This window comes from Sutcliffiella rhizosphaerae (assembly GCF_917563925.1).
Lineage (GTDB): Bacteria > Bacillota > Bacilli > Bacillales > Bacillaceae_I > Sutcliffiella_A > Sutcliffiella_A rhizosphaerae.
In genome coordinates this window covers 1-23538 of record NZ_CAKJTJ010000045.1, presented here as the reverse complement: position 1 = coordinate 23538, position 23538 = coordinate 1, and the positions used below count along the sequence as shown (strand labels likewise).

At 39.8% G+C, this 23538-nt stretch carries 24 protein-coding genes, 10 tRNA genes and 1 rRNA gene; 2 read left to right on the top strand and 33 right to left on the bottom strand.

The annotated features are described in order from the left end of the window. From LRP81_RS20945 to LRP81_RS20890, 12 genes are all read right to left on the bottom strand, one after another. Positions 1-109: ribosomal RNA gene (locus LRP81_RS20945) — 16S ribosomal RNA — on the bottom strand; the annotation flags it as partial. A gap of 121 nt (positions 110-230) precedes the next feature. After that, positions 231-304: transfer RNA gene (locus LRP81_RS20940), tRNA-Gly, on the bottom strand. Between the two features lie 11 nt (positions 305-315). Continuing rightward, positions 316-389 (bottom strand) — tRNA-Pro (locus tag LRP81_RS20935). Between the two features lie 16 nt (positions 390-405). Next, a tRNA-Arg gene (locus LRP81_RS20930) sits at positions 406-482 on the bottom strand. 95 nt (positions 483-577) lie between these two features. Beyond that, positions 578-663, bottom strand: a tRNA-Leu gene (locus LRP81_RS20925). Between the two features lie 28 nt (positions 664-691). Next, positions 692-775: transfer RNA gene (locus tag LRP81_RS20920), tRNA-Leu, on the bottom strand. A 23-nt stretch (positions 776-798) separates the two neighbouring features. Then, positions 799-873, bottom strand: a tRNA-Gln gene (locus tag LRP81_RS20915). Positions 874-971: 98 nt separating this feature from the next. Continuing rightward, positions 972-1047 (bottom strand) — tRNA-Val (locus LRP81_RS20910). A 49-nt stretch (positions 1048-1096) separates the two neighbouring features. Beyond that, positions 1097-1168, bottom strand: a tRNA-Glu gene (locus tag LRP81_RS20905). Between the two features lie 9 nt (positions 1169-1177). Further along, positions 1178-1268: transfer RNA gene (locus LRP81_RS20900), tRNA-Ser, on the bottom strand. Between the two features lie 4 nt (positions 1269-1272). Further along, a tRNA-Asn gene (locus LRP81_RS20895) sits at positions 1273-1347 on the bottom strand. Between the two features lie 316 nt (positions 1348-1663). Next, complete coding sequence (locus LRP81_RS20890) at positions 1664-2134, bottom strand: SprT family protein (RefSeq protein ID WP_230504780.1); 471 nt, start codon at positions 2132-2134, stop codon at positions 1664-1666. A gap of 107 nt (positions 2135-2241) precedes the next feature. On the opposite strand from LRP81_RS20890, the gene cmpA reads away from it, so the two are divergent. Further along, entirely contained in the window at positions 2242-2352 is a 111-nt protein-coding gene (gene cmpA / locus LRP81_RS20885) for a cortex morphogenetic protein CmpA (protein WP_230504778.1), read from the top strand. A gap of 50 nt (positions 2353-2402) precedes the next feature. Here the strand turns inward: cmpA and LRP81_RS20880 are convergent, their stop codons facing one another. From LRP81_RS20880 to acpS, 14 genes are all read right to left on the bottom strand, one after another. After that, positions 2403-4592: a Tex family protein gene (locus tag LRP81_RS20880; protein WP_230504776.1), complete on the bottom strand. Its 2190-nt coding sequence runs from the start codon at positions 4590-4592 to the stop codon at positions 2403-2405. A 120-nt stretch (positions 4593-4712) separates the two neighbouring features. Continuing rightward, positions 4713-5312 carry a PP2C family serine/threonine-protein phosphatase gene (locus LRP81_RS20875; protein ID WP_230504774.1) on the bottom strand — a complete coding sequence of 200 codons (600 nt, stop codon included), beginning with the start codon at positions 5310-5312 and terminating at the stop codon, positions 4713-4715. Beyond that, the gene (sigB, locus tag LRP81_RS20870; protein WP_230504773.1) at positions 5309-6094 is read right to left on the bottom strand and encodes an RNA polymerase sigma factor SigB; all 786 of its coding nucleotides are present in this window, start codon (positions 6092-6094) and stop codon (positions 5309-5311) included. Before sigB ends, LRP81_RS20875 begins: the two co-directional genes overlap by 4 nt. Further along, complete coding sequence (gene rsbW, locus LRP81_RS20865) at positions 6069-6545, bottom strand: anti-sigma B factor RsbW (protein WP_230504770.1); 477 nt, start codon at positions 6543-6545, stop codon at positions 6069-6071. The genes sigB and rsbW overlap by 26 nt, the downstream gene beginning before the upstream one ends. 22 nt (positions 6546-6567) lie before the next feature. After that, positions 6568-6876, bottom strand: a complete 309-nt coding sequence (locus tag LRP81_RS20860) for an STAS domain-containing protein (RefSeq protein ID WP_230504768.1) — start codon at positions 6874-6876, stop codon at positions 6568-6570. 75 nt (positions 6877-6951) lie between these two features. Continuing rightward, the gene (locus tag LRP81_RS20855; RefSeq protein WP_230504766.1) at positions 6952-7959 is read right to left on the bottom strand and encodes a PP2C family protein-serine/threonine phosphatase; all 1008 of its coding nucleotides are present in this window, start codon (positions 7957-7959) and stop codon (positions 6952-6954) included. Positions 7960-7974: 15 nt separating this feature from the next. After that, entirely contained in the window at positions 7975-8376 is a 402-nt protein-coding gene (locus LRP81_RS20850; RefSeq protein WP_230504764.1) for an anti-sigma regulatory factor, read from the bottom strand. Between the two features lie 3 nt (positions 8377-8379). Next, positions 8380-8736, bottom strand: coding sequence for an STAS domain-containing protein (locus LRP81_RS20845; protein WP_010195165.1), 357 nt, complete (start codon positions 8734-8736; stop codon positions 8380-8382). Next, on the bottom strand, positions 8733-9560 hold the full coding sequence (locus LRP81_RS20840; RefSeq protein ID WP_230504762.1) for an RsbT co-antagonist protein RsbRA: 828 nt from the start codon (positions 9558-9560) through the stop codon (positions 8733-8735). The genes LRP81_RS20845 and LRP81_RS20840 overlap by 4 nt, the downstream gene beginning before the upstream one ends. Positions 9561-9835: 275 nt before the next feature. Further along, positions 9836-10186, bottom strand: coding sequence for a type II toxin-antitoxin system endoribonuclease NdoA (ndoA, locus tag LRP81_RS20835; RefSeq protein WP_010195163.1), 351 nt, complete (start codon positions 10184-10186; stop codon positions 9836-9838). A 4-nt stretch (positions 10187-10190) separates the two neighbouring features. Next, the gene (locus LRP81_RS20830) at positions 10191-10472 is read right to left on the bottom strand and encodes a CopG family ribbon-helix-helix protein (RefSeq protein WP_010195162.1); all 282 of its coding nucleotides are present in this window, start codon (positions 10470-10472) and stop codon (positions 10191-10193) included. Between the two features lie 146 nt (positions 10473-10618). After that, the gene (alr, locus tag LRP81_RS20825; protein ID WP_230504759.1) at positions 10619-11836 is read right to left on the bottom strand and encodes an alanine racemase; all 1218 of its coding nucleotides are present in this window, start codon (positions 11834-11836) and stop codon (positions 10619-10621) included. 449 nt (positions 11837-12285) lie between these two features. Beyond that, positions 12286-13305, bottom strand: a complete 1020-nt coding sequence (locus LRP81_RS20820) for a LolA family protein (RefSeq protein ID WP_317987106.1) — start codon at positions 13303-13305, stop codon at positions 12286-12288. Between the two features lie 165 nt (positions 13306-13470). After that, on the bottom strand, positions 13471-13830 hold the full coding sequence (acpS, locus tag LRP81_RS20815; protein WP_230504757.1) for a holo-ACP synthase: 360 nt from the start codon (positions 13828-13830) through the stop codon (positions 13471-13473). Positions 13831-14018: 188 nt separating this feature from the next. Between acpS and LRP81_RS20810 the strand changes: the two genes are divergently transcribed. Further along, positions 14019-14732 (top strand): rhomboid family intramembrane serine protease, encoded by a 714-nt coding sequence (locus LRP81_RS20810; protein WP_230504755.1) that lies wholly within the window; start codon positions 14019-14021, stop codon positions 14730-14732. A 31-nt stretch (positions 14733-14763) separates the two neighbouring features. Here the strand turns inward: LRP81_RS20810 and LRP81_RS20805 are convergent, their stop codons facing one another. The 7 genes from LRP81_RS20805 to LRP81_RS20775 all read right to left on the bottom strand — a co-directional run bounded on the left by LRP81_RS20805 (position 14764) and on the right by LRP81_RS20775 (position 23145). Then, positions 14764-16236 (bottom strand): PH domain-containing protein, encoded by a 1473-nt coding sequence (locus tag LRP81_RS20805; RefSeq protein WP_230504753.1) that lies wholly within the window; start codon positions 16234-16236, stop codon positions 14764-14766. Further along, on the bottom strand, positions 16226-16705 hold the full coding sequence (locus LRP81_RS20800) for a PH domain-containing protein (RefSeq protein WP_230504751.1): 480 nt from the start codon (positions 16703-16705) through the stop codon (positions 16226-16228). The genes LRP81_RS20805 and LRP81_RS20800 overlap by 11 nt, the downstream gene beginning before the upstream one ends. A gap of 83 nt (positions 16706-16788) precedes the next feature. Next, the gene (gene uvsE, locus LRP81_RS20795; protein ID WP_230504749.1) at positions 16789-17760 is read right to left on the bottom strand and encodes a UV DNA damage repair endonuclease UvsE; all 972 of its coding nucleotides are present in this window, start codon (positions 17758-17760) and stop codon (positions 16789-16791) included. 150 nt (positions 17761-17910) lie between these two features. Beyond that, positions 17911-20493 (bottom strand): ABC transporter permease, encoded by a 2583-nt coding sequence (locus LRP81_RS20790; RefSeq protein ID WP_230504747.1) that lies wholly within the window; start codon positions 20491-20493, stop codon positions 17911-17913. Beyond that, complete coding sequence (locus tag LRP81_RS20785) at positions 20490-21173, bottom strand: ABC transporter ATP-binding protein (RefSeq protein ID WP_230504745.1); 684 nt, start codon at positions 21171-21173, stop codon at positions 20490-20492. Before LRP81_RS20785 ends, LRP81_RS20790 begins: the two co-directional genes overlap by 4 nt. Before the next feature lie 276 nt (positions 21174-21449). Beyond that, positions 21450-22457, bottom strand: coding sequence for a sensor histidine kinase (locus LRP81_RS20780; RefSeq protein WP_230504743.1), 1008 nt, complete (start codon positions 22455-22457; stop codon positions 21450-21452). Between the two features lies 1 nt (position 22458). Next, the gene (locus LRP81_RS20775; RefSeq protein ID WP_230504741.1) at positions 22459-23145 is read right to left on the bottom strand and encodes a response regulator transcription factor; all 687 of its coding nucleotides are present in this window, start codon (positions 23143-23145) and stop codon (positions 22459-22461) included. Positions 23146-23538: the final 393 nt, after the last annotated feature.

Sequence of the window (23538 nt, the reverse complement as noted above, 5' to 3'; positions counted from 1 at the left end):
CGTCCGCCGCTAACTACTCAAAAGCAAGCTTTTAAGTAGTCCGCTCGACTTGCATGTATTAGGCACGCCGCCAGCGTTCGTCCTGAGCCAGGATCAAACTCTCCAATAAAGAGTTTGAGCTTTTGCTCAAAAATCTTGCTAGCTTGTTACTTAATTTCGTTCATGTTAACCGTTAAAAGTTAACGTGGACGCTGTTGTTTTGTTTAGTTTTCAAAGAGCATTAAAATTTATGGAGCGGGTGATGGGAATCGAACCCACGACATCAGCTTGGAAGGCTGAGGTTTTACCATTAAACTACACCCGCTTATTCAAATATCGGGAAGACAGGATTCGAACCTGCGACCCCTTGGTCCCAAACCAAGTGCTCTACCAAGCTGAGCTACTCCCCGTTCACTTTATAAATTATGGCGCGCCCGAGAGGACTCGAACCCCTAACCTTTTGATCCGTAGTCAAACGCTCTATCCAATTGAGCTACGGGCGCTTCCTATTAACATTTCATTTCAACGCCCTTCGAAGAGGCGACTTTTCTATAGTAACATCTCCACCGTCAGGTGTCAACACTTTTTAAAAACTTTTTGGTGCGGCCGAGAAGAGTCGAACTTCCACGGGGTTGCCCCCACTAGGCCCTCAACCTAGCGCGTCTGCCATTCCGCCACGACCGCTAATATAAATGAAAGACTAAAGATTGTATGGTGCGGGTGAAGGGACTCGAACCCCCACGTCAAAGACACTAGATCCTAAGTCTAGCGCGTCTGCCAATTCCGCCACACCCGCATATACTATATGAAATAAAAAATTGGCTGGGCTAGCTGGATTCGAACCAACGCATGTCGCAGTCAAAGTGCGATGCCTTACCGCTTGGCTATAGCCCACTGATGATACATCGTGAATAGACTTCTTTGAATATGCTACAAATAATATCGACACCAAAATAGTTAGCCATCGTATCTCTATATTCAAAGTATCTCTCTGGTGGAGGATGACGGGATCGAACCGCCGACCCCCTGCTTGTAAGGCAGGTGCTCTCCCAGCTGAGCTAATCCTCCAAGGATAGAAATGGGAAGCAAAATGAAACATTTTGCATCCCATTTAAAATGACCCGTACGGGATTCGAACCCGTGTTACCGCCGTGAAAGGGCGGTGTCTTAACCGCTTGACCAACGGGCCATGTTTTGATGGCGGAGAAGGAGGGATTTGAACCCTCGCGCCGCTTACACGACCTACACCCTTAGCAGGGGCGCCTCTTCAGCCACTTGAGTACTTCTCCAGTATGGCTCCACCAGTAGGATTCGAACCTACGACCCTTCGGTTAACAGCCGAATGCTCTACCGCTGAGCTATGGTGGATCAATGATAATAAGAATCATAAACGCTTATTAAGTATTAAATTGACGCCGAACGTCCCGATCTCAGAAAGGTAATTCGGTGAAGTTGCTCAATCGGTACGCTGTAGTATATCAAAGAAGATTATTCGAACGTGCTCTACCGCTGAGCTATGGTGGATCAATAATTATTTCTTTCCATTTTTGTCACAACCGACTGTTTTAATTTTAATAAGCTCGTTAAAAAAAGTCAAGCGTTTTTGAATGGAAAAGATATATTATCATAATTGTCTAAGTGGTGTTCGCCTAAAATGGCGACTAGAACAAATTATCATATTTCATTATTTAATGTCAACCTTATTTTTAATTTCTCTTAACATCCCCCTACATTTTCCGCATCTATATTTATTTATATTCACTTTCCGAATTCTTTTATATGTTTGCTGACATTCGACGCATTCATATAGGCGAAAAGCTTTCGGCTTGGCAGGGGTTGTCTTAATAGGGGTACAAAATCTTGGTGCTCCTACTGCTTTTAAGAGCATTTTGAAGTCTTGATCTCTATGCTTGTAGCCTTTACCTCTAATATGTAAGTGATAATGGCATAGTTCATGCTTGATGATTCCTATCAGCTCGGACATTCCTAGTGCATCATAATATTTTTTGTTGATTTCGATATTGCTCGTCGAGGTTAAATATCTGCCACCTGTAGTTTTCAAACGGGGATTGAAGGTGGCATCGTGCATAAACGGTAGTTTGAAATAGGTTAATGAAATATCTTCGGTAAGTTTTTGCAGTTCTCGATTATCCACCAGCTGTTCTCCTCTCTTTTGAACCCTCTTCATCATCATGCATACAATAGAAAAAACTGCATATTGTTATAAGCCTTTGGAGTATAAATTGAGGGAGGTTACTCCATATGCCATCTTGGTTTAAGAAGCAAATGCAACGTGCTTATCTTGAAAAAGACCGCTACCAAATAAAAATGTTGAATCAATGCTGGTTTTTTTATCAGAAAAAAAACGGCTGACAAATTGATATCCCCAGGTTCCTTTTGAAGACCCGGGGATACTTTTATCCTTACACTTCTTGTTTTTCAGGTGTCAGCATGGTTAAGGAAACTCGTCCTTTGTTGACCTCTACTCCATCTACCCACACCGTTACAATATCTCCTACTGAAACGACATCGAGCGGGTGTTTGACAAAACGGTCACTCAGTTTTGAAATGTGAACTAGACCATCCTGTTTCACACCAATATCGACAAATGCTCCAAAGTCGACGACGTTTCTGACTGTGCCTTCCAATTCCATTCCCTTTTTTAAGTCTTCCATCTTTAAGACATCCTGCTTTAGGAGTGGGGTTGGCATATCGTCGCGCGGGTCACGCTCTGGTCTAATTAATGAGTCGATAATGTCCTGCAGCGTGATTTCACCGATTTGAAGTTCTTCTGCTAGTGACTTAACATCCAGCCCTTTTAATGCTTCTTGAAGTCTTGGTGTGCCAATCTCTTTTTCAGAGGTACCGAGAAGCTTTAATAGTTTTTTTACATTTTGATAATTTTCCGGATGAATGCCTGTCTTGTCTAAAGGCTGCTTTCCGTCAATAATTCTCAAGAAGCCGATACATTGTTCGTACGTTTTTGCACCCAGGCGTGGTATTCCTTTAAGATCTGCTCTGCTTGAGAATTTCCCTTCCTCTTCTCTCTTCTTCACGATATTATTTGCTACAGATTTAGATAGGCCTGCAACATATTGCAAGAGAGATGATGAAGCAGTATTCACATTTACCCCTACTTGGTTAACGACCGTTTCCACGACAAAATTAAGAGATTCCGCCAGTCTTTTTTGGGCAACATCGTGTTGATACTGGCCAACACCTACTGATTTCGGATCTATTTTTACTAGTTCTGCAAGTGGATCTTGTAATCTCCTTGCTATGGAAACTGCACTTCTTTCTTCTACTTGTAAATCAGGAAATTCCTCACGAGCAAGATCTGAGGCAGAATACACACTTGCCCCCGCTTCATTAACAATAAGATAAGAGATGTTTTTGCCACACTGCTTAATCACCTCTGCAATGAGTTGCTCTGTTTCCCTAGAAGCTGTACCATTGCCGACAGCTACGACCTCAATATCGTATGTTTGTAAAACGTTAAGTAGCTGATGCACTGCAGCTTCCCTCTTATTAACTGGTGCATGTGGATAAATCACACTAATATGTAGTACTTTCCCTGTTTCATCCACAACAGAAAGCTTACATCCTGTGCGATATGCAGGGTCCACACCAAGTACACCCCGTCCTTTTAATGGTGGTTGGAGCAAAAGATTGCGAAGGTTTTCAGAAAAAATATGAATGGCTTGCTCTTCCGCTTTTTCTGTCAGTTCTTTTCTTATCTCTCTCTCAATGGCAGGTTCAATTAATCGCTTGTACCCATCCTCTATAGCTTCCTTTATTAGCCTTGCCGCACTTGAGGATTCATTCTTTATTATTTTCCGATTCAGATAGTCTATGATTTTGTCAGTTGGCGCTTGGACTGATACTCGTAAAATATCTTCTTTTTCCCCGCGATTAACTGCAAGTATACGGTGAGGAAGTATTCGTGAGATGCCCTCTTCGTACTCGTAATACATCGCATATACTTCTTTCTCGTCTTTTTCCTCTTTTTTTACTACAGATAAAATTTTCCCTTGCTTGAAGGTGAGGTCACGAATGTATTGGCGATAAGAAGGCTCATCTGAGAATGACTCAGCAAGAATATCCTTTGCACCTTCCATTACTTCCTCTACTGTCGTAACTTCCTTTTCTTCTGAGAGGAAGTCTTGTGCTCTTGCTTCCAATGTTGGCGATCCAGGGAAGGTAAGCAACCATTGTGCGTATGGTTCTAGCCCTTTTTCTTTTGCTATTGTCGCCTTTGTTCGACGTTTTTGTTTGTATGGGCGATATAGATCCTCCACTTGTTGAAGTTTTGTTGATTTTTGAAGCTCTATTTTCAATTCAGGCGTGAGTTTGCCTTGCTCTTCAATTAATCTGATCACTTCTTCTTTTCTATTTTCAAGGTTTTGTATGTATTGCCATTTTTCCATCACTTCTCGGATTTGTACCTCATCCAGAGAGCCGGTTTGTTCTTTTCGGTATCTCGCGATAAAAGGGACCGTATTTCCTTCTTCTAATAGCGCGATAACTTTTTTGGCTTGCACTTTTGTTACATCAACGTCTTTTACTAGTAGTTGGACCAACAGTTCATTTTTTTCGTTCCATTCCAATTTCATAGCCTCCCAACTTTCTTTCCTATCTTTCATTTTATCAAAATCAGCGTGGAAGAACAAAAGCGAGAGTGACACAAGATTTCATACAAAAAAAAGACCAGCAAAAGTCTGCTAGCCTCTTTCTTACTTAATCTCCCCTGAAATGATTGTTACATCATCCATACCATTACTCGTAAACATGGAAGCAATCTCGAGTAATGATGTTGCGGAAGGGATATCATTTATATAGTTTTTCACAGAAGGGATATTCAATCCGTCTGAGTATATGAAAAACTTCATATTAGAACTATAAGGAAAACGATGAGTTTTGAGTTTTTGGGGTTTTCCAGATAAATAGCCTTTGACCGGAAGAGGGTAGATTAGCTTTTCTGTCGGAGGATATAAGAAAAAGCGAATATTTCCAACACAGCTGTATACAACCTCTTGTTGGTCGAAATGAATTTTCAAAACAGAAACAGCGGCACCGCGTTTTGCTCTCATTGCTTCGTTACATGCTTTCATAATGGTAGAGACATCTTCTGTTTCATATTCCTTGGCAGCAGAGATAACTGCTTGCGAAGCATCGTATGCATGCTCTCCGCTACCTAACCCATCGGCTACCACACAAAGAAAATACTCATCTGTTGTATTTACATAGTAGCTATCTCCGCAAAAGTACATTCCATTTTTGGCATTTTGATAGGCATTAACGTTTGCTCTTTCATGTTTAAATTGTTCTATCATGTAAAGATCTCCGTATTTGCGTTATCAGCAAGAAATGCTTGTTTTAATTTATTTAATGCTTTTCGTTGTAACCGGGAAACATGCATTTGAGAAATACCTAATTTTTCTCCGGTTTCTTTTTGGCTCATATTATGAAAGAATGTACACTCAATAATTTGTTTTTCCCTTTCAGAAAGGACATGAGATATCTTTTGAAGAACTAATTGTTGATCTACTTGATCATACCCTGCGTCCTTGTTTCCTACAATGTCAAGGATTGTGACAGTACTTCCATCAGAATCGGCTTCAATGGCATTATCAACGGAAAGAGCTTGGTAATTCTGACTCATTTCCATTGCTTCCAATACTTCTTCCTCTGTCACTTCCAAGTAATCCGCAATTTCCACTACCTTCGGGGAACGTTGAAGTTCATTGGTCAATTCTTCGACAGCAGACTTTATTTTCGGGCCAATTTCTTTAATTCTTCTTGGTACATGAACACTCCATGTTTTATCTCGTAAAAACCTTTTGATTTCACCAATTATAGTCGGAACAGCAAACGCTTCAAAGCTTCTTCCATAACTTGGGTCAAATCGTTTCATAGCACCAAGCAAGCCAATCATCCCTACTTGGGATAAATCTTCGTGAAAAGCTTTTCCTCTTGAATATTTGCGAGCGATGGATTCAACAAGTGCAGTATAATGCTCAACTAATTCCAGCTGCGATACTTCACAACCATCTTGTTGGTACCGCTCCAATAGCATATTAACATCCAATTTATTGGACGGAGATTGATTCTGCATCCCTTTCCACCTGCTCTCCTTGTACATACTTTGTCATGAAAACAGTTACGCCTTGATTGCTGTGCACCTTCACATCATCCATTAGCGTCTGGATTAAGAATAATCCTAACCCTCCTTCTGACAAAGTTTCTACTGGTTGTGACTCCGTGTATGGTCCGAGTTCTTCCCTGACTTTTTCAAAATTAAAGCTCTGTCCATTGTCAGCGACCACTAACTCGAGTCGATCTTTGTATATACCAAATCCGATTCGAATATTTCCTTTTTCATCCTGTTTGTAAGCATGTTCCACTGCATTCGTACACGCTTCACTTAAAGCAATTTTGATATCCTCAATTTCGTCGTATGTAAATCCCATACGATTGGCAATTCCAGATAACGTTAGTCTAATCACACCAACGTATTCGGCTTTAGCCGGAAATGCCATTTCTATATAATCATAAGCCCGGTTCATTGTTCCCCCACCTTTAGTGAACTTATTTTATTTCCATTATTCCCGCTAAACCAGTAATATCAAACAGCCGCTTCAGACGATCAGATAATCCCATCAGACGAAAATCACCATTGTTCGCCTTTACTGTTTTAAAGAAACCGACAAACATCCCTAACCCTGTACTATCCATATAATTAACATTGGTTAAATCAAAAATCACTTCACCTGTAAAGCCTTCCAACAAAGGGGCCACCCTTTCCTTTACCTTTGGTGCAGTGTAGGCGTCAATTTCACCTTCCAAAATAACCAACGTTTGCTTTAACTCTTCTTTTATTTGAATATCTATATTCATTCCTTCGTCACCTCAAACATGAATTAGAATTCCATTTCAAGTCATCCTAATATTAAATACCCGCATTAAATTATTTTAAACCTTTCTTTTTAAAATAATTAATGTGAAATCATCTCTAAGTTGGAAATCCTGTATTTTTTCCAAATCTCGAAACACTAGTTCTACGATAGCTTGAGGAGAAAGGTCAATATATGATCTTATTAAATCTATGATTTTATCAACCTCGATAAATCCTTCCTCTGTACGGCATTCCGTTACGCCATCAGAGAATAGAATCACCATATCCCCTATCTCTATTTCCTTATCATATTGCTGATAGATAGCAAGGCGGTCAATTCCCAGGACAAGACCTCTCGCATCAAGTTCATAGAATTCATCCTTCTTTGCATCGTAGTATAGTGGCGGTTCATGACCCGCAGAGGAGAAAGAGAAAAGATGCTTATGTAAATCGTACATTCCGTAGAACATAGTAATGAACATGCTTGCGTCTACGTTCTGCTCCACTACTCTATTCAAGTTACCTAGTACATAGCTTGGTGCAACTCTAGTATCTGGTAAACTATCCATCGCATATTTGATCATACTCATACACATAGCTGCAGGAATACCTTTACCGATAACATCTGCGATCGCTACACTGAAGGAATCATTTTCCGAATGGACAAAATGGTAATAGTCCCCACTCATATGCTTCGCAGGTACACTTATCGCACCAATCTCAACAGACTCCGTATCAGGAATTTTAGTTTCGAGCAACGTCTGCTGGACATTTGCCGCAATCTCTATTTCTGTTTGTATCTCCTGTTGACGGTGTCTTAGGCTTTGATGTTCACGATAGGCAATGCCGTATCCAATCATAATCTCTAGTAAAAAATCGAGGGAATGTAGGATATCATCAGGAATATCTGGAGATAAATCCTGCAACATTGCTTTGTGTACACTAATAATCTCTTCTGGAGAAACTTTTTCAGCGAGCAAACTACGGCTAAACTCCTGCCCCTTATACAAAGCCTCTTCTGATTGACGATGTAAATATGTGGAAAGTATTTCTTTGTATTCATGTTCCAAATCTTCGTATTTCATGGATTATCTCTCCTTCTAGCGCACCCACTTTACGGCAATGATTGTCGTCCCTGCTTCTGAGGAAGAATCAATTTGGAATGTATCCATCAGCCTTTTCACACCAGGCAATCCAGCACCAAGGCCACCTGATGTAGAAAAACCATCCTCCATCACTTGACGAATATCTGAGATGCCTGGACCATCATCGTTTGCAATTACTTTCAGTCCTCTTTTACCGTAATCGCCAAGTTCTTCGATACAAATTTGACCTGTACCTGCATATAAATATATATTTCGAGCCAACTCTGATATGGCAGTAGTTATTCTAGCTTGGTCTACTGTCCCGAAACCTAATTCCTTTGCGACATTTCTACCCATTTGACGGGCTGCTACAATGTCCCATTCGTTTCTTATTTTTACACAGGATTGGACAGTCATTGTTTACTCCCCCAGTTCCTGTTGTAATTTCTCTAGACCCTTTTCTAAATCTAGTGCGGTGAACACTTCATCCAATTGTATCCCAAGTTCCACCAAAGTGATGGCAACTGCTGGTTGAATACCAGTTAAAACTACTTGTGCTCCCATTAGCTTAGACATGCTGATAACATCGCCAAGTACTTTAGCGATAAAAGAGTCGATCATATCAACAGACGTCAAATCGATGACAACACCGTTTGCACCTGTTTCGTGGATTCTATTCAATAGATCTTCTTGAAATTGCAAAGCTGTTTGATCATCCAATTCCCACTGAATAGATATCAAAAGACAGTTGTGGAGCTTTAAGATTGGTATCCTCACTCTTGATCCCCCGCATTCACAATTTTTCTATTTGTTAACTCTAGTGCCGTTTCAATTCCCTTCGCTAAGGAATTCTTTGTAATGACTTGATCCAGATTAATTCCAAGGTTCACGATAGTTTGTGCTATTTCAGGTCGGATTCCGACAAGGAGACATGTAGCACCCACTAGTCGTACCGCTTCGGAAGCCTGAATGATATGGTGGGCAACCATTGTATCCACTACAGGTACTCCAGTGATATCAATAAGCACCACTTCTGCACGATGCTTCACGACACCTTGAAGCAAGTTCTCCATGATTTGCCTTGCTCTTTCTGTGTCGATTGTACCAACAAGCGGCATGACAGAGATGTTTTCAAATACGGGAATCAATGGTGCAGCTAATTCTTGTAAGGCAATCTTCTGCATAGATACAGTGTGTTCCCAAGTGCCAGTATATGTTTTAACTATTTCATTATGAACAGGGCGTAACCATTGATCAAAGTCGTACATTAAGGCAACTTTATCTGAATCATTTTGCCCCTCAACCATTTGTTCAAATACAATTTTACCGAAGAGTGTAAGTCCTTCCGTTACATATATAAGCGGCCAGCCAAAGCGAACAATCTTCTCCGCAAATTCCGTCAACTTTTCTGAGAGATCTTCATTGTCGTTGCTGATATTATTAAGTAGCAGATTAATGTATTCTCTACTTGTACTTAAATACACCTTTTCTGATATAGCTTTTAATTCCTTTTTTTCACCTATTTCGTCCATACCTGTAATCCATTGATCAAAAATTGCATCGCGATTGTCTTCAATAAAACTAATAATCTTTGAATTCATTCTCCTGCTCCTTTTTTATAAATAAAATGATTATTATCGACATATATTTAATTTTTCTGCTAATACCACTATAAATTTTTATTATTTTAAAAGTCAAATATGTTTTATATCCAATTCAATAAAAAATGAAAATGGTTTGATTATTTTTTATTGGTGGTAATTGTAAAACAACTATCATTTCGTATTAATTTGCGTACACTAAATTATTGGCAAAATAAAAAAGCCACTCACCACTGTGAACGGCTTTTTTTAAAAAAATAATGGATTCAACAATATTAAAAGTCAATAAGTCCTAAACTTATTTGAAGCGCCTCATCCACTTTGTCCATCATTTCTTCATCTAGATGGGTTATTTTGTCCGTCAATCTTTGTTTATCTATCGTACGAATTTGTTCGAGCAAAATAACGGAGTCACGTTCAAAACCATAACGCTTCGCATCGATTTCAACATGTGTTGGGAGTTTGGCTTTTTGAATCTGAGCAGTAATTGCAGCTACTATAACGGTCGGGCTAAATCGATTTCCGATATCATTTTGGATGACAAGTACTGGTCGAACGCCTCCTTGCTCAGACCCAACAACCGGGGATAAATCAGCAAAATAAACGTCACCACGTTTGACAATCAAATGATTACCCCCCGCTTACTAAGCGTTCAACCGTATGCTCCGCCTCATATTCAGCCAAGAAAGCTTCAGATGCAATGTTTAAATTAATTTTGGACATTTCCATGTATCCACGTCTCATAGATTCGCGAATCTGTCTTTTCTTACGTTCGCGAAGATACATTTTTGTTGCTTGAAAAATCAATTCGTTTCGATTGCCGTTTTCTTGTTTTACCAAACCATCTAACTCCGATACTAAGTTTTGAGGTAATCGAATTAAGATTTCAGTTGTTGCGCTGGATTCAGACACAGCATACACCTCCAAGAACTACAGACACATAAATACTATTCCATATTCCATAATACCATCAAAGATATTAGTTGCAAAGTCCATTTAACGAATTCTTTTCTATTATCGCTGGAAAATCCCTTTTTTATGCAGAAATTTACCAGATATTATTCTACAACTGGTTTATCTTGTAAATAATTTCTTACTTCCATTATACTCCCGTTTCGCAAGAACATACGCGGAACCCTGTAACTGATCATACATGGTATCTCATAATTAATCGTTTCAAGCTTTGCTGCAATATCATCCGAGCTAATCAGCTTGTCTTCCTGTGTACCAATTAGCGTCACTTTTGTCCCAATTGGCAGCTGATACGGTAGCTTAATCATAAATTGATCCATGCAAATTCTTCCTATGATGGGCGCTAACTTTCCGTCTACTATAACGTTCATCCCCTGCAACTTCCTGATCCATCCATCTGCATAACCGACAGGCACTGTCCCTACCCACTCTTCTTGTTCCGTCTTATAGGTAGCACCGTAGCTGACACTTTCCCCTCCACTCAGCTTCTTCACATGTACAAGCTTCGTATGAAGGGAAAAAGCTTCTTTTAAAGGAAACGGAAGTACTGGTACCATTTCTGGGGATGGAGTCAGCCCATACATGGCAATACCTACACGTACCGCATTAAAAATTCTCTGAGGAAACCTTAAAGTGGCTGCGCTGTTTCCACAGTGGACCATTGGTATTTGATAAGTAGCCGTAATAAAGGTAATCAGCTCCGCAAATTTCTCAAATTGAAGCTCCACGTAATCTGATTCCAATTCATCAGCTGTGGCAAAATGAGTGTAAAGACCTTCCAACTCCATATTTGTTGCTTTTTCTATCAGATTAAGAATAGCGGATATTTCTTCTTTCGTTCTAGCACCAATTCTCCCCATTCCAGTATCAAGCTTAAGGTGCAGTTTGACTTTCTCTTTGCCTGAGTATACGTTGATTGCCTCTTCCATCCAATCTTTTTGAAAAACAGTTAAAGTGATGTTTTCTTTTGCCGCAAGAGGAAGATCAGAAACTCTGGATGCCCCGAGTACAAGTATAGGTGCATCTATTCCTTGCATACGTAATGACATTGCTTCATCGAGAAAAGAAACCGCTAAATAAGTTGCCCCAGCCTCTAATGCTATATTCGCAACCTGAGCATCCCCATGTCCATATGCGTTTGCTTTCACCACTGCAATGACCGTAACGTCCTCCGTCACATGCTTTTGGATCGCTTGCACATTTTCATATATATTATCCAAATTGACTTCAACCCATGTATCCCGGTGAAAGCTTGACATCTTGTAAAGCACTTCCTTTAGTTCTTCTTTTTTATGTTCTATCATATCGAAATTAGGTGGAAAAGTCATGTAGGATGGCAGCATTGGATGTATGGTGATTTTTGGAGCGTTTTAACGGGCAGGATTTTTTTTGCGTTAGAGAATAAAAGACGGTAATTGGCTTTATAAAAAGGGAATTATTCATATCATCAAGAAAGGTTGTTCTAAAGCAATTAAAGTACATCCAAGTTATACTTCTACCATGTTTGCACTTATATATATTGGCAATTGGGAAGGGAAGTTGCTTATTGGGGCTTTCGATTGCCTTTTCAATGCCCCTTTTCTGTTCTTTTCTCATTTTTGAGGCACTCATTTACCTTATGAAAGTCCTTTTTTCCGGTTTTATTAAACTTGTGGAGTTTTTTGTTCTTATGAAAACTTGTAATGGGACATCGCCCATATTCCCGCAAAAAAAAGACCCCGAAGTGATTTGGGGTCGTGTTTGTTTAGACTGTTTATTTGGTTGTTGCACCTTGCATGGAACGGGCGACCATCATTAGTTCTTCTTGGGAAAGATCTTTAGACGCGAGAGTAAAGTCTACGCCTTGGTAGCTCCAGGTCAGGCTGTTTTCTGTTAAGGCACCCATCGTATAGCCTAGATCTGCGATTTGTCCGTTAACAAAAGTGGCAGTCGGTATTTCTGCGTATCTGGATTTCTCTTGAATAAGCGTGAAGGTTTTCTCTCCTTCGTATGTCATGACAACGCGGTTACCGTTACTTGTTTTCACGTCTGCTTGTTCCTTCAATTCTGTACCAGCAGGAGTATCAAGAGGTGTCATGACGGTGAAGGAATTATCGGTTTCTTCACTGACAGACCCTGATGTTGGCAGTTCCAGGCGTGCTCCGGTCATGTTTTTCTTCACATCAAATGCATCTGCATCGAAGCTTGCATCAAATTTAAAATCGGAAAATTCTACTAGTACCAATGGTTTTTTATCAGGGTCCATTACTTTGACAGAAACTGGCGACAGATCTTTTTTGCTTAGCGTAATTTCCTGAGTTGGAAGCAGTTTATTATTTTGGTAGTTTGTTTTCGTTTCAAATACATAATTATCCTCTGTTGCTGTGAAGGTAGCATCTGGATCATTTTTAATATCGTTTACAAGCGACTCAAACAAATAGGCTTGGCTGCTATTCTGCGGCCATTCGCTATGGAAGCGGAAGCTTTTGTTCAAGGCAGGTGTTAATACAAATACTCCTTCATCATTACGAATAATGATTTGACTTTGATCTTTGGCAGCATTTTTTAGGTTTACACGGTAGTAATTTGGTTTGTTGTGCCCGATTTCTACCTCATAAACTTGGGGCTCTGCACCAGTTTGAAGTGTCATTTTCGCATTGGACTCATAGCCTTTCATCTCTTCCACCTTCGCGCCAAGAGATTTTGTAACGTCTTCTTTTGATTTCGTACCGCACCCTGCGAGAACAAGGATACTCACAAGGCCAACCACTAACAATAGCCATGCTTTTCTCAAATTTTTCATCCCCTTTGCCGTAATTACATGATTCATAGAGAAAAGTGAGAATCAAGAGTTACAGATCGCCGCTTCTTACCCTTTGCAGGCAAATGCACCTCTTACTTGTACACCTTGTCTCCTTTCTGAACTATGTATATGAGGGTCTTGTGGGGAATATGCAGACTAGCTTGACAAGCTTTCAATAATTACTTGTGCGATGGCGTATTGTTCACTATGAGAGATGGAAAGATGAACTTTGTGCGTGTCAGGTTGTGTAAAAAAAGGCTTACCTCGTTCTGCCGTTGCTATATTCATATCCTGAAAACTTAATTCTTTTCCTATCCCGGTACCATTCGCTTTGGAGTAAGCCTCCTTTGCTGCAAATCGGCCTGCAAGAAATTCGACTTTCCGGTTGCCTTTAAGCGTCTTGAACTTTTCTTTTTCTTTGTCTGTTAAAATACGATCCACAAAATTAGGCTGACGATTCATCAGCTTTTCTATTCGGGCAAGCTCTACGATATCTATCCCTGTACCAATAATCATACTTGAACCAACCTTTCTCATATAGTAATAGTATATATTTGTTTTAGACTGATGAAATCGCTTATCAACTGGGGCACAAACCCGGGAGTATCAAAGTTTGAAAATGGGTATTAGTTTCCAAACTAAGATTTTTTATGACTTTTGAATTACAAAATGGTACTCTACATTATAGAAGGGGTGAAATACATATGTTTGTAAGAACAGAAAACTTTCGAACTTTTACAAGATTATATCCTATTATCACCACAATCGTGGCGATCCATCTAATTTTATTTTTAACTGCTAATATATCGCAAACCTTTTTAAACTATACGATTGGGTTCAATCTACTCGTATGGGAAGGAGAATACTGGCGACTCGTCACTCCCATTTTTTTGCATGTTAGCTTGACCCATTTTTTATTTAACTCCCTATCACTCGTTCTTTTTGGGCCTGCTGTGGAACGGATGCTAGGTCCAGTAAAATTCACTGTTTTTTATGTACTTGGAGGAATACTCGCTAATGTGGCAACCCTTTTATTGCACAATGATCTTTATTCACATTTAGGGGCTTCTGGCGCGATTTTTGCCATTTTTGGATTATATTTTTATATGGTCTTTTTACGTCCTGATTTATTGGACTCCGCTAATTCACAAGTCATTTTGACGATTCTAGTGATCGGACTTGTCATGACCTTTTTAAATCCAGGTATAAATGTGGTTGCACACTTATTTGGTTTTTTCGCTGGGACTATATTAGCTCCTTTCTTTTTAGGAAGAGGAACTGCCAGTCGACCGAGAAGCCTCCGCTCCATTTTCCCGAGCTTCGGGAGGTCACATGCCCCTAGAAGCTCTAAACAAAGTCTAATTTGGATCATTCTTATTGCATTAGTCCTTTTCGGTATTCTAAGTAGATATATTTAAAATCTTACTAAAAAAGCAAGGGATGGGATACTTACCCCACATTCCCTTGCTTTTTTGAATAAGAATACCACTCATATACTTGTTCCCCATCGTTTTTTTCCACATCTACCACACGAAAATCCTTGCCACCATTTCCTGTTTTTATAGATGCGCTAATTGTGTATAGCTTTTGCCGACCTTGAAAAAAGGACTGCTTTTGTTCAAACGATTGAATGCGCTTTTTACTTAACAATACAGTATTTTTACTAAGGTGACGGTATGACAGTTGCAGCTGTTCGTTAACCACTCCCCAGCCCGCCGTTTTATATTGACTATAGCCTAATAGTGCAGCAAGTCCTAACGACAAAAAGGCAAAGTAGCCGTATGGCTGGAAGAAGTAAGCGATCGGTGTAGAAATAATCAACGCAGGAACAATTACCCGAATCATATACCGAATTAACGATCGTTTAGGAAGTACATGTAACTCATTTGAAAATTTGTAGGAAGGGACAAATTCCTTCAGCAAATTTTCCGCCTCGGAGGTTTTTATGAGCGGAAAAAGAATCGTCGAAAAGTCTGCTTCCTTCCCCCCTGAACTTCCCGCACTCTCCACATAGACAGTAGTAAATCCAAATGGTTGTCTAAGGATATTCTGAGAAAGACGGATTGCCTGAATTCTCTCCAGCGGGATAGTGAGCTGCCTTCTTTCAATGATTCCTCTAGAAATGTGAAGCTCATCCTCTTTTTTGATAACAGTAAAGTTGCCGTATTTGAACATTGTCATAGCAATGGAAATCAGCCACGACAGGAATAAGACGACAAACACTAACGACGCAATTAAAAAAACACTTGTTTGTAGGAAGCTGCCAAAACGGTCCATTAGTCGCTCATAGGGTACTATTTGATCAAATTGGGATAGGAATGCTGCCATTGCCGAGAGTACAACTCCAATACCACCAGAAGTTGTACCAACTATAAATAGCGCCTTCCAGGTGATAGCAAAGGTTGGTCGAGGAGCTTCCACTTGTTCAGCCGGCTGAAGACTTTCTTCCCCGATAGAATCTGTTTCCTCTTCTTTTTTCTTATTCAGCAGTTCCTCTTTTAGCGAAATAGCTTCTTCCTTTGTTACTGCCGTTAATACAGCTTCCGCTTCATTTCCACCGCCTGCTGTTTCCACCTGAACCTTTACAAGTCCAAAAAGACGTTGGATGATACCTTCTGACGTATCAATCGTCTGTATTCTTTCTTGCCTAATAAATCGGCGTTTTTTTACAAATATCCCGGATTCTATTCTAAATTCCCCATCTTCTATCCAGTAAAAGAACCGAAACCATGATAGGATTCCATAAATAATCAACCCTAAAAACCAGATGCCCATCACGATGATGTAGATGGTACCAAAAAAGCCGTCTCCAGTACTTCCAAAGAATATGAACAGGATGATAGGGAACAACAATTCCCGAAGTTGTCTAAAGAACCCGACCACAATTGCCGCGGGGTGCATTCTCCTTTTTTCAGACATCATCTTCTGTCACCCTCGCAAGTTTTGATATGTAATCCCTGACTTGATCTGCTTGTTCTTCATCGAGCGCTGGAATAACATGAATCGTCGCAGCTGTAGATATCAAGACAGTTGATAGGTGGTATCTTTTCAAAATAGGTCCTTGTCTTGTATCGACATGCTGAACACGAACCATCGGTATTAAAGTACGTTTCTTAATAAAAATTCCAGACTGCAAGTCAATTTCATGCTCATGAATTTCATATCGCCACCGCTTCCATTGCATAACTGGAAAAACAAACACTGTAAATATAAACACTATGATAACTATTGCAACGACAATCCCCAACGTCCAACTCGGGATTTGGAAAGTCCGCTGAATGTAAAAGTAACCACCTGCTAGCAATATGTAAAAAATAGCATTCAAAGCCGCAGAAATTCTCCAGACTGATAATGCTTTTTTATCTATTTTTTGTTTTGGTTCCGGCCTCATAATATCCCCCCGAAAGTCTTTTTACTTTACTGATTTGGTGCCGCAGTTCCTAGTATACTATGTATAGGAATGATTGGAAAATTTTATTTGAACCAAAAAGATGCCCCATCGATGATTTCTACCTCTTTAAAGCGTTGCATATCTTGCATTAATTGGAAAAGGGCCTCATCTTTCTTTTTCGCTTCGATCATGCAATGTATTTCTTCTGTACTGCCTCTTATGCCATGGAGGAAGTCCATAAACATCTTTGGATCGACATATTCTGCATGTGCTCGGAAATTCTTATCATCACGAGGACTTGAAATGTGCATTTTTATCGGAAGCGAAGAGTTTTCCCACGTTTTCAAAATACCCCCCCAATGCTCCTCCCAGCCTTTAGTTTCCTTTTCGTAATGAGCTAGGTGATGATGGTAGTCAAACACTAAAGGAATATTCAGCTTTTCACAGATATAGAGCGTATCTCGCAGATGGAAGGTTGTATCATCGTTTTCTAGAATAAGCATCTCTTGAAGTGCTTGGGGTACTAGGGCAAAGTTATGAATAAACTGTTCAAGCGCAAGCTCCCTATCGTCATAGCCTCCACCAATATGTAACACACATCTATGTTCTGTTGGCACTCGCATCCCTTTTAATAAGGCATGATGCATACTTAAAGTTTTCAGTGCCGTATTTAGAATTTCTTTCTTTTTAGAATTCAGCAACACAAAATGATCAGGATGAAAATCAATGCGCATGGGGTGTTTTTCTAGATAGTCACCTATTTCATGAAGGATATCTTTGATTGGACGCATGAATTTCCAATCCTTCAATTCTTCATGGTTGGCAAGTGGAATTAGTTTTGAACTAAATCGAAAAAAAGAAATATCATGAGCAACATTATGCTTAAGAAGTCTTAAACAATTGGCAAGGTTCTCATTAGAAATACGCTCCAATTTATCTATGGCAGCTTCTCTGTCCTTTATTTTTGGAAACTGTGTATAGGTCATTGTTTTAGAAGGGGATGCATTCGTAAGGTTTACACTCATGGCAACATATCCTAATTTAACAAGGGTCATAAGAGACTCCTTCCTTTTGGCTCTTTTTTAAGGATAGTATGCCCCAAAAATGGGCTTGGCGTTTTGGACTTAGATAAGTATCACATCCATACTGATATTCTCTTTTGCAAACAAAAAAAATGAACCGAAAGGACCGGCTCACATGATACTTTATATATTCTCTTGCTTTAAACCGTCTATAATGTTTTCTTTCTTTATTTTAAAAATCGAATACAACATGGCAGAGCTAACAATAAGGAAGATGGCAGCTACCACAAACAGAATATCTAACCACGGCAGAGCAAACCCATACTCAAACGTCCCCACTACCGAGCGATGTAACAAATACATGACAAAAATGCTGATTGGTAAGCCAATAAGTAAGGCATTCACCCCATAAAAGATACTTTCATAATTTATCATTTTGTTAAAGCCCTTTGGTGTCATCCCGACAGATTTGAGCATCGCAAATTCCCTCTTGCGCAAGGAGATGCTGGTAGAAATGGTATTAAAAATATTGGCGATGGAAATCAAGGAAATCAACGTAATGAATCCATAAGTGAAAACAGATAAGAACATGATCATCTGCTGTTCTCTCTCTCGGCTTTGTACGGCATTGTAAATATCCATCGAAGAAGGGACTATTTCATCCAAAGTCTCTTGTAACTCCACCGCATCACTGCTGTTAAGATACAGATAAGATTGCACCTGATTTGCAGCCTGCTCATTAAGGATTGCATCTAACGTATCCATTGGTACAATAACATCCAAACCGCCTATCCCAGCTGTATTGGTTCCCATCAGAACTTCATCTGTTAGTGCAGCAATTTCAAAATTTGAGAGGATCGTGCTTTCGTTTGTTTCATAATCAACAAATAAAATGTCGATACTATCACCCAGCTTTGTTTTAATGGATTCCGTTTTCACAAACTTGGAAGCATTGTAATCCTGGTAAGTTATTGTTTCAATGATGATTGCCTTAGGGTTAGTGGGATTTTGATAGATTTCCGGATCTGTTCCGACTCTATCGGCATAAGCCTTAAAGCTACTTTCATCTAAACCATATAAGTTGATGTAATAAGGATACTTACCGTCTTGAAGTGCCCCATGCTCGTTCTCTATACGTTCCACTAATACTGGGGGAAATCGTTCCTCTTCTATTAATGATGTCAGTTGAAGTGATTTATATAGCGTATAACCAGTGACACCATCAAGATGAACCAGAGATGCAAGGGTAGATGTATCGCCACTCATATCTGAAACTACCATATCAAAGTTAACACCATCCTGAGACATTTCTACGGATTTACTCAAACTGTCTGTAAAGAACGAAACCGATAGGAAAAGGACGATACTGATAACGAGTGAAAACAATGTTGCATAATACCTTTTCTTATTTCTTTTTACATTTTTCAAACCAATTTCCGCTTCAAGGCCGAATACTTTTCGGACTAGCTTAGAAGTTTTTACTGTTTTACCTGTTAATTTGATATCCTGCGTCTGGCGAATTGCGTCAATGGCTGATACCTTTGACGCTTTATGGGCAGGCATGTAAGTAGATATGAAGATAGTAACAGTTGAAATCAAGCAGGCAACTATAATGGAACCTGGAGTCACTACTACCTCAAGCATCTCAGTTGACCCTAACGCACCGCTAATATAATTGTTTATAAAAACAAAGGTTACAGCGATTCCACCAACACCTGCCAACACGCCAATCGGAATACTGATTAAGCCAATTACAGCACCTTCAAAAAAGACCGAATTGCGCTTCTGCTTTTTTGTCGCACCCACACTTGAGAGCATACCTAAATGCCTTGCCCGTTCGGAGACACTGATCGCAAAAGCGTTATATATTAGAGAGATCGACCCTATCATGATGACAGCCATAATAATACCTGCCAAGGAATACATGGTCATATGGAGGTTATCATGATCTGTCAATCCATAATACCTCAGCAATTCGCTGTTGAATCCTAACTCTTCTACTCCGATTTGATTCGCCAGCTGTTCTGCATGCTTAAAAAGGGAGCGCTTTAAATCTTTCACAACCACCACGGCATTAACATTCACTGCCTGATTTAGATTATCCTGATCAATGTAATTAATCACTGTATAGCCAGGTGCCCATGGGCTCTCCCAAGTCGGTCTTTCGATTGTTCCTACAACCGTGAAAGTCTCGGTAGAGTGAATCTTCAAACTCTCTGGATTTTCATCCTCTCCTTGTTGAAAAGAATAGTTCTGTAGCAATGGATCTGGCTCACCTACCAAGTATCGATTACCAATTTCAACCGTCATTTCCACGCCAATCTGATAGTGGATTCCCGTATCTTTAGCTATATGCTCAGAGACGACTATTTCATTCGATGCTTCTGGAAGTCTCCCACTACTTAACTCGATTGGAAACTGCTCCATCCCTTCAGTATTAAAGCCTTTAAAGAAAAGGTAAGGTTTATTCTCCAAAGTATTTCCTTCTAGTGATGCATAGCCCAAATTACTGGAAAGAATCATTTTTTTCGTCTGGTCATCTTTTTCGATCGCTTTTATTTGTTGATCTGAGACGTTACTATATTGAACATGCCATTCTCCATCATCAACAATGGACTGCCTTTTTAAGAGGTCAAGGAATGAAACCCCAAGTGTGGCCACGGCCATCACCATGGCAACCGAGATAATCACCCCAATGATTGTCACAAGCGTCCTTCTCTTATTCTTCTTCAAATGCCTTAAGGTCAATTTATTGATGATGTTCATGGACGGATCACCTCATCCTTGGCGACCCTTCCATCATTGATTTCAATGACCCGGTCAGCCTGCAGGGCAATCCTTTCATCATGTGTTATGACGAGAAGGGTCTGATTAAAGGTTTTATTAAACATTTTCAACAGTTCCATAATTTCGCCACTATTTTTACTGTCAAGGTTTCCTGTTGGCTCATCTGCTAGAATGATTGCTGGATTGCTAATCAACGCCATGCCAATGGAAACACGCTGCTGCTGACCACCGGAAAGCTGATTGGGCAAGTGATTCAGGCGATTAGACAATCCTAGAATAGATGAAATCTCCTGAAACTGCTTTTGATCAACTTTATGTTCATCCAACAATAGCGGCAGTGTAATATTTTCTTCTACAGTTAAAATGGGAATCAGATTATAAAACTGATAAATTAATCCGATCTGCCTTCGTCTGAAAATTGCCAGCTGCGTTTCATTCAACTGATAAATATCGGTGTTATCTACCAGCACTTGACCACTTGACGGTCTGTCCACACCACCTAGTAAATGAAGCAGAGTAGATTTACCAGATCCAGATGGACCGATGATTGCAACAAATTCCCCTTTTTTCACTGAAAACGATACATCATCCAATGCCTTTACCGCTGTATCTCCCTTACCATAAACCTTAGACAGATTTTTTATTTGTAAAATGCTCATATTGTATACCCTCCATATGTTAATTGTAGCCTTAGTATATCTGCCTAAGATGACAATAAGGTGACTTCTATTGTGACAGTTTAGTCACTTAAGGGGACAGACTCATGCCCCCTCGGACGAGCCTCCCCCTTGATGTCAGATATGAGCTTATTTCACAAACCTTGTTGCTTTTGTGAATTATTTTAGGAATTCAGGAAAATGGTTAGGCACGTTTTTAAGGGACACTTAAATAAAAGTCCAAAAGCCGACTATTTAATGGTTTATCATAACACTCTTTTAGAAAAGAGCCTTATTATAAAACTTGATATGAAACTCGGTTCCTGTGTCCTTTTCACTTCTTACCTCGATATCCCCCTGTTGACTGGTGATGATGCTATATGACATGGCAAGCCCGATGCCGACACTATCTTCTCCTGCATTTTTCCCTTTATAAAAACGTCTAAAAATATATGGTAGATCTTCCTTAGGAATCCCGTGTCCATTGTCCTTTATCTTGATTTCTGTATAGAGGGGATTTTTTGAGAAAGATACAGAAATCTCCCCTCCTGCCGGCGTATGTTCCACACAGTTTTTCAAAATATTGATGATTGCCTCTACAGTCCAAAGAATATCACCTATAAATGTTACTGATTCATCCCCTTCCACCACTAATTTCTGATCCTTAATATCCATCGGAATCAACATCGGTTGCACAGCACTCTCCACAAGATTACTGACTGAAACAGTGTCTTTTTTAAAGATTGCTGTACCCGCATCAATTTTTGATAATTTCAATAAGGAAGAAACAAGCCATTCGATCCGTTCCAATTGCACTCGAATATTACGAGTAAACTCAGTCCGCTTTAATTCGTCCAACTGGTTCCCACTGAGCAAATCAGACATGACCATCATGGAAGTAAGAGGGGTTTTCAGCTGATGCGATATATCAGAGATTGCATTTGTTAATTTTATTTTATCCTGCGCAAGGAAGGTACTCTGCTCGGAAAGCATAAGGGTGACTTTATATATATCGCTTTTTAGGATACTCAGCTCTCCCTCATGATTGTCGCGAATATCCAATGCATAATCACCATTGCTGATTCGGCGTAAATAACCTGAGAGCTTCTCAATTTCACGGTATCTCCAGCTGGTGAATACCAAACTGCAAGCAATAAGCAGTAAGGAGGTAATAACAACAATTACAGCTGTAGATATAGATAGGAAGAAGGCTGCTGCCGCGCTGATTACAGCACCAATCAAGATCATTATGAGAAGGTATAATTGAATTTCTCTGTTGCGCCACATTTCAGTTACCTGCCTTGTAGCCCATGCCACGAACAGTTTGGATAATCACAGGAGTTTGTGGGTTATCTTCCAGCTTTTCCCGCAACCTCTTAATGTACACCGTTAACGTGTTGTCATTAACAAAATCCCCTGCCACATCCCAAATGCGGTCTAGCAGCTGTGGTCTCGTAAGTACCTGTCCAATATGGGTAGCAAAAATCATCAACAGCCGGTATTCCAATGCAGTCAATGGGATTTCCTCCCCATTTTTATAGACCTTACCCTCCAATGTGTGAATGCGAATATTCACCATATCTATGTAGTTTTTTGGTTTTTCAGGCTGCTTTTGATAGCGACGCAAAACAGAATTGATTCTGGAAAGTAGCTCACGGACCCTGAATGGTTTCGTGATATAATCGTCCGCGCCCATATCCAGCCCCATCACCACATTTACCTCATCGTCAAATGCTGTTAGAAAAATAACTGGTTTGTCCCCCTGCTTCTTAACCTTCTCGCAAAGGTCATAGCCGCTTCCATCAGGCAAAGACAAATCAAATAAACATAAATCTATCTCATGAAGCCTATTATCAATCATTATTTTAGCTGATTGGGTATCATAACAAACAATGGTCTCATATCCCTCCTGGCGAAGAGAAAATTCCAAGCCAGCTGCAATTGTCCTATCGTCCTCCACCATCAAAACTCTCATTTTTTTACACCCTACCCCATTACATTTTTCTTCTATCATATTTTAACTCGATCTTCACGTCAAAGGAGGCTTTTTTCTCTAAGGCTCTTTTCTAAAAGATTGTTGCTAGTAACCGGTAAAAAGTTGGGTTCTGGACTTTTTACTAGAAAAGTCGGATTCTGGACTTTTTAAGTGCATGTTCATTGAAAACTTGTCCTTTTGGCTGAAACTAAATGCAGGAAAAGAGCACGACAGTAACGATTTGAACTATTACCCGAATATCGGACACTTATAAAAAAGTGCCCCTTATTCGGGTTTTTCTATGTCTATAACTAGATAACCCGTTTATAATTAAATTAATTATTAGAACGGAGTAATCATTCATGAGTAGAAATCATTTTACAGAACACCAGA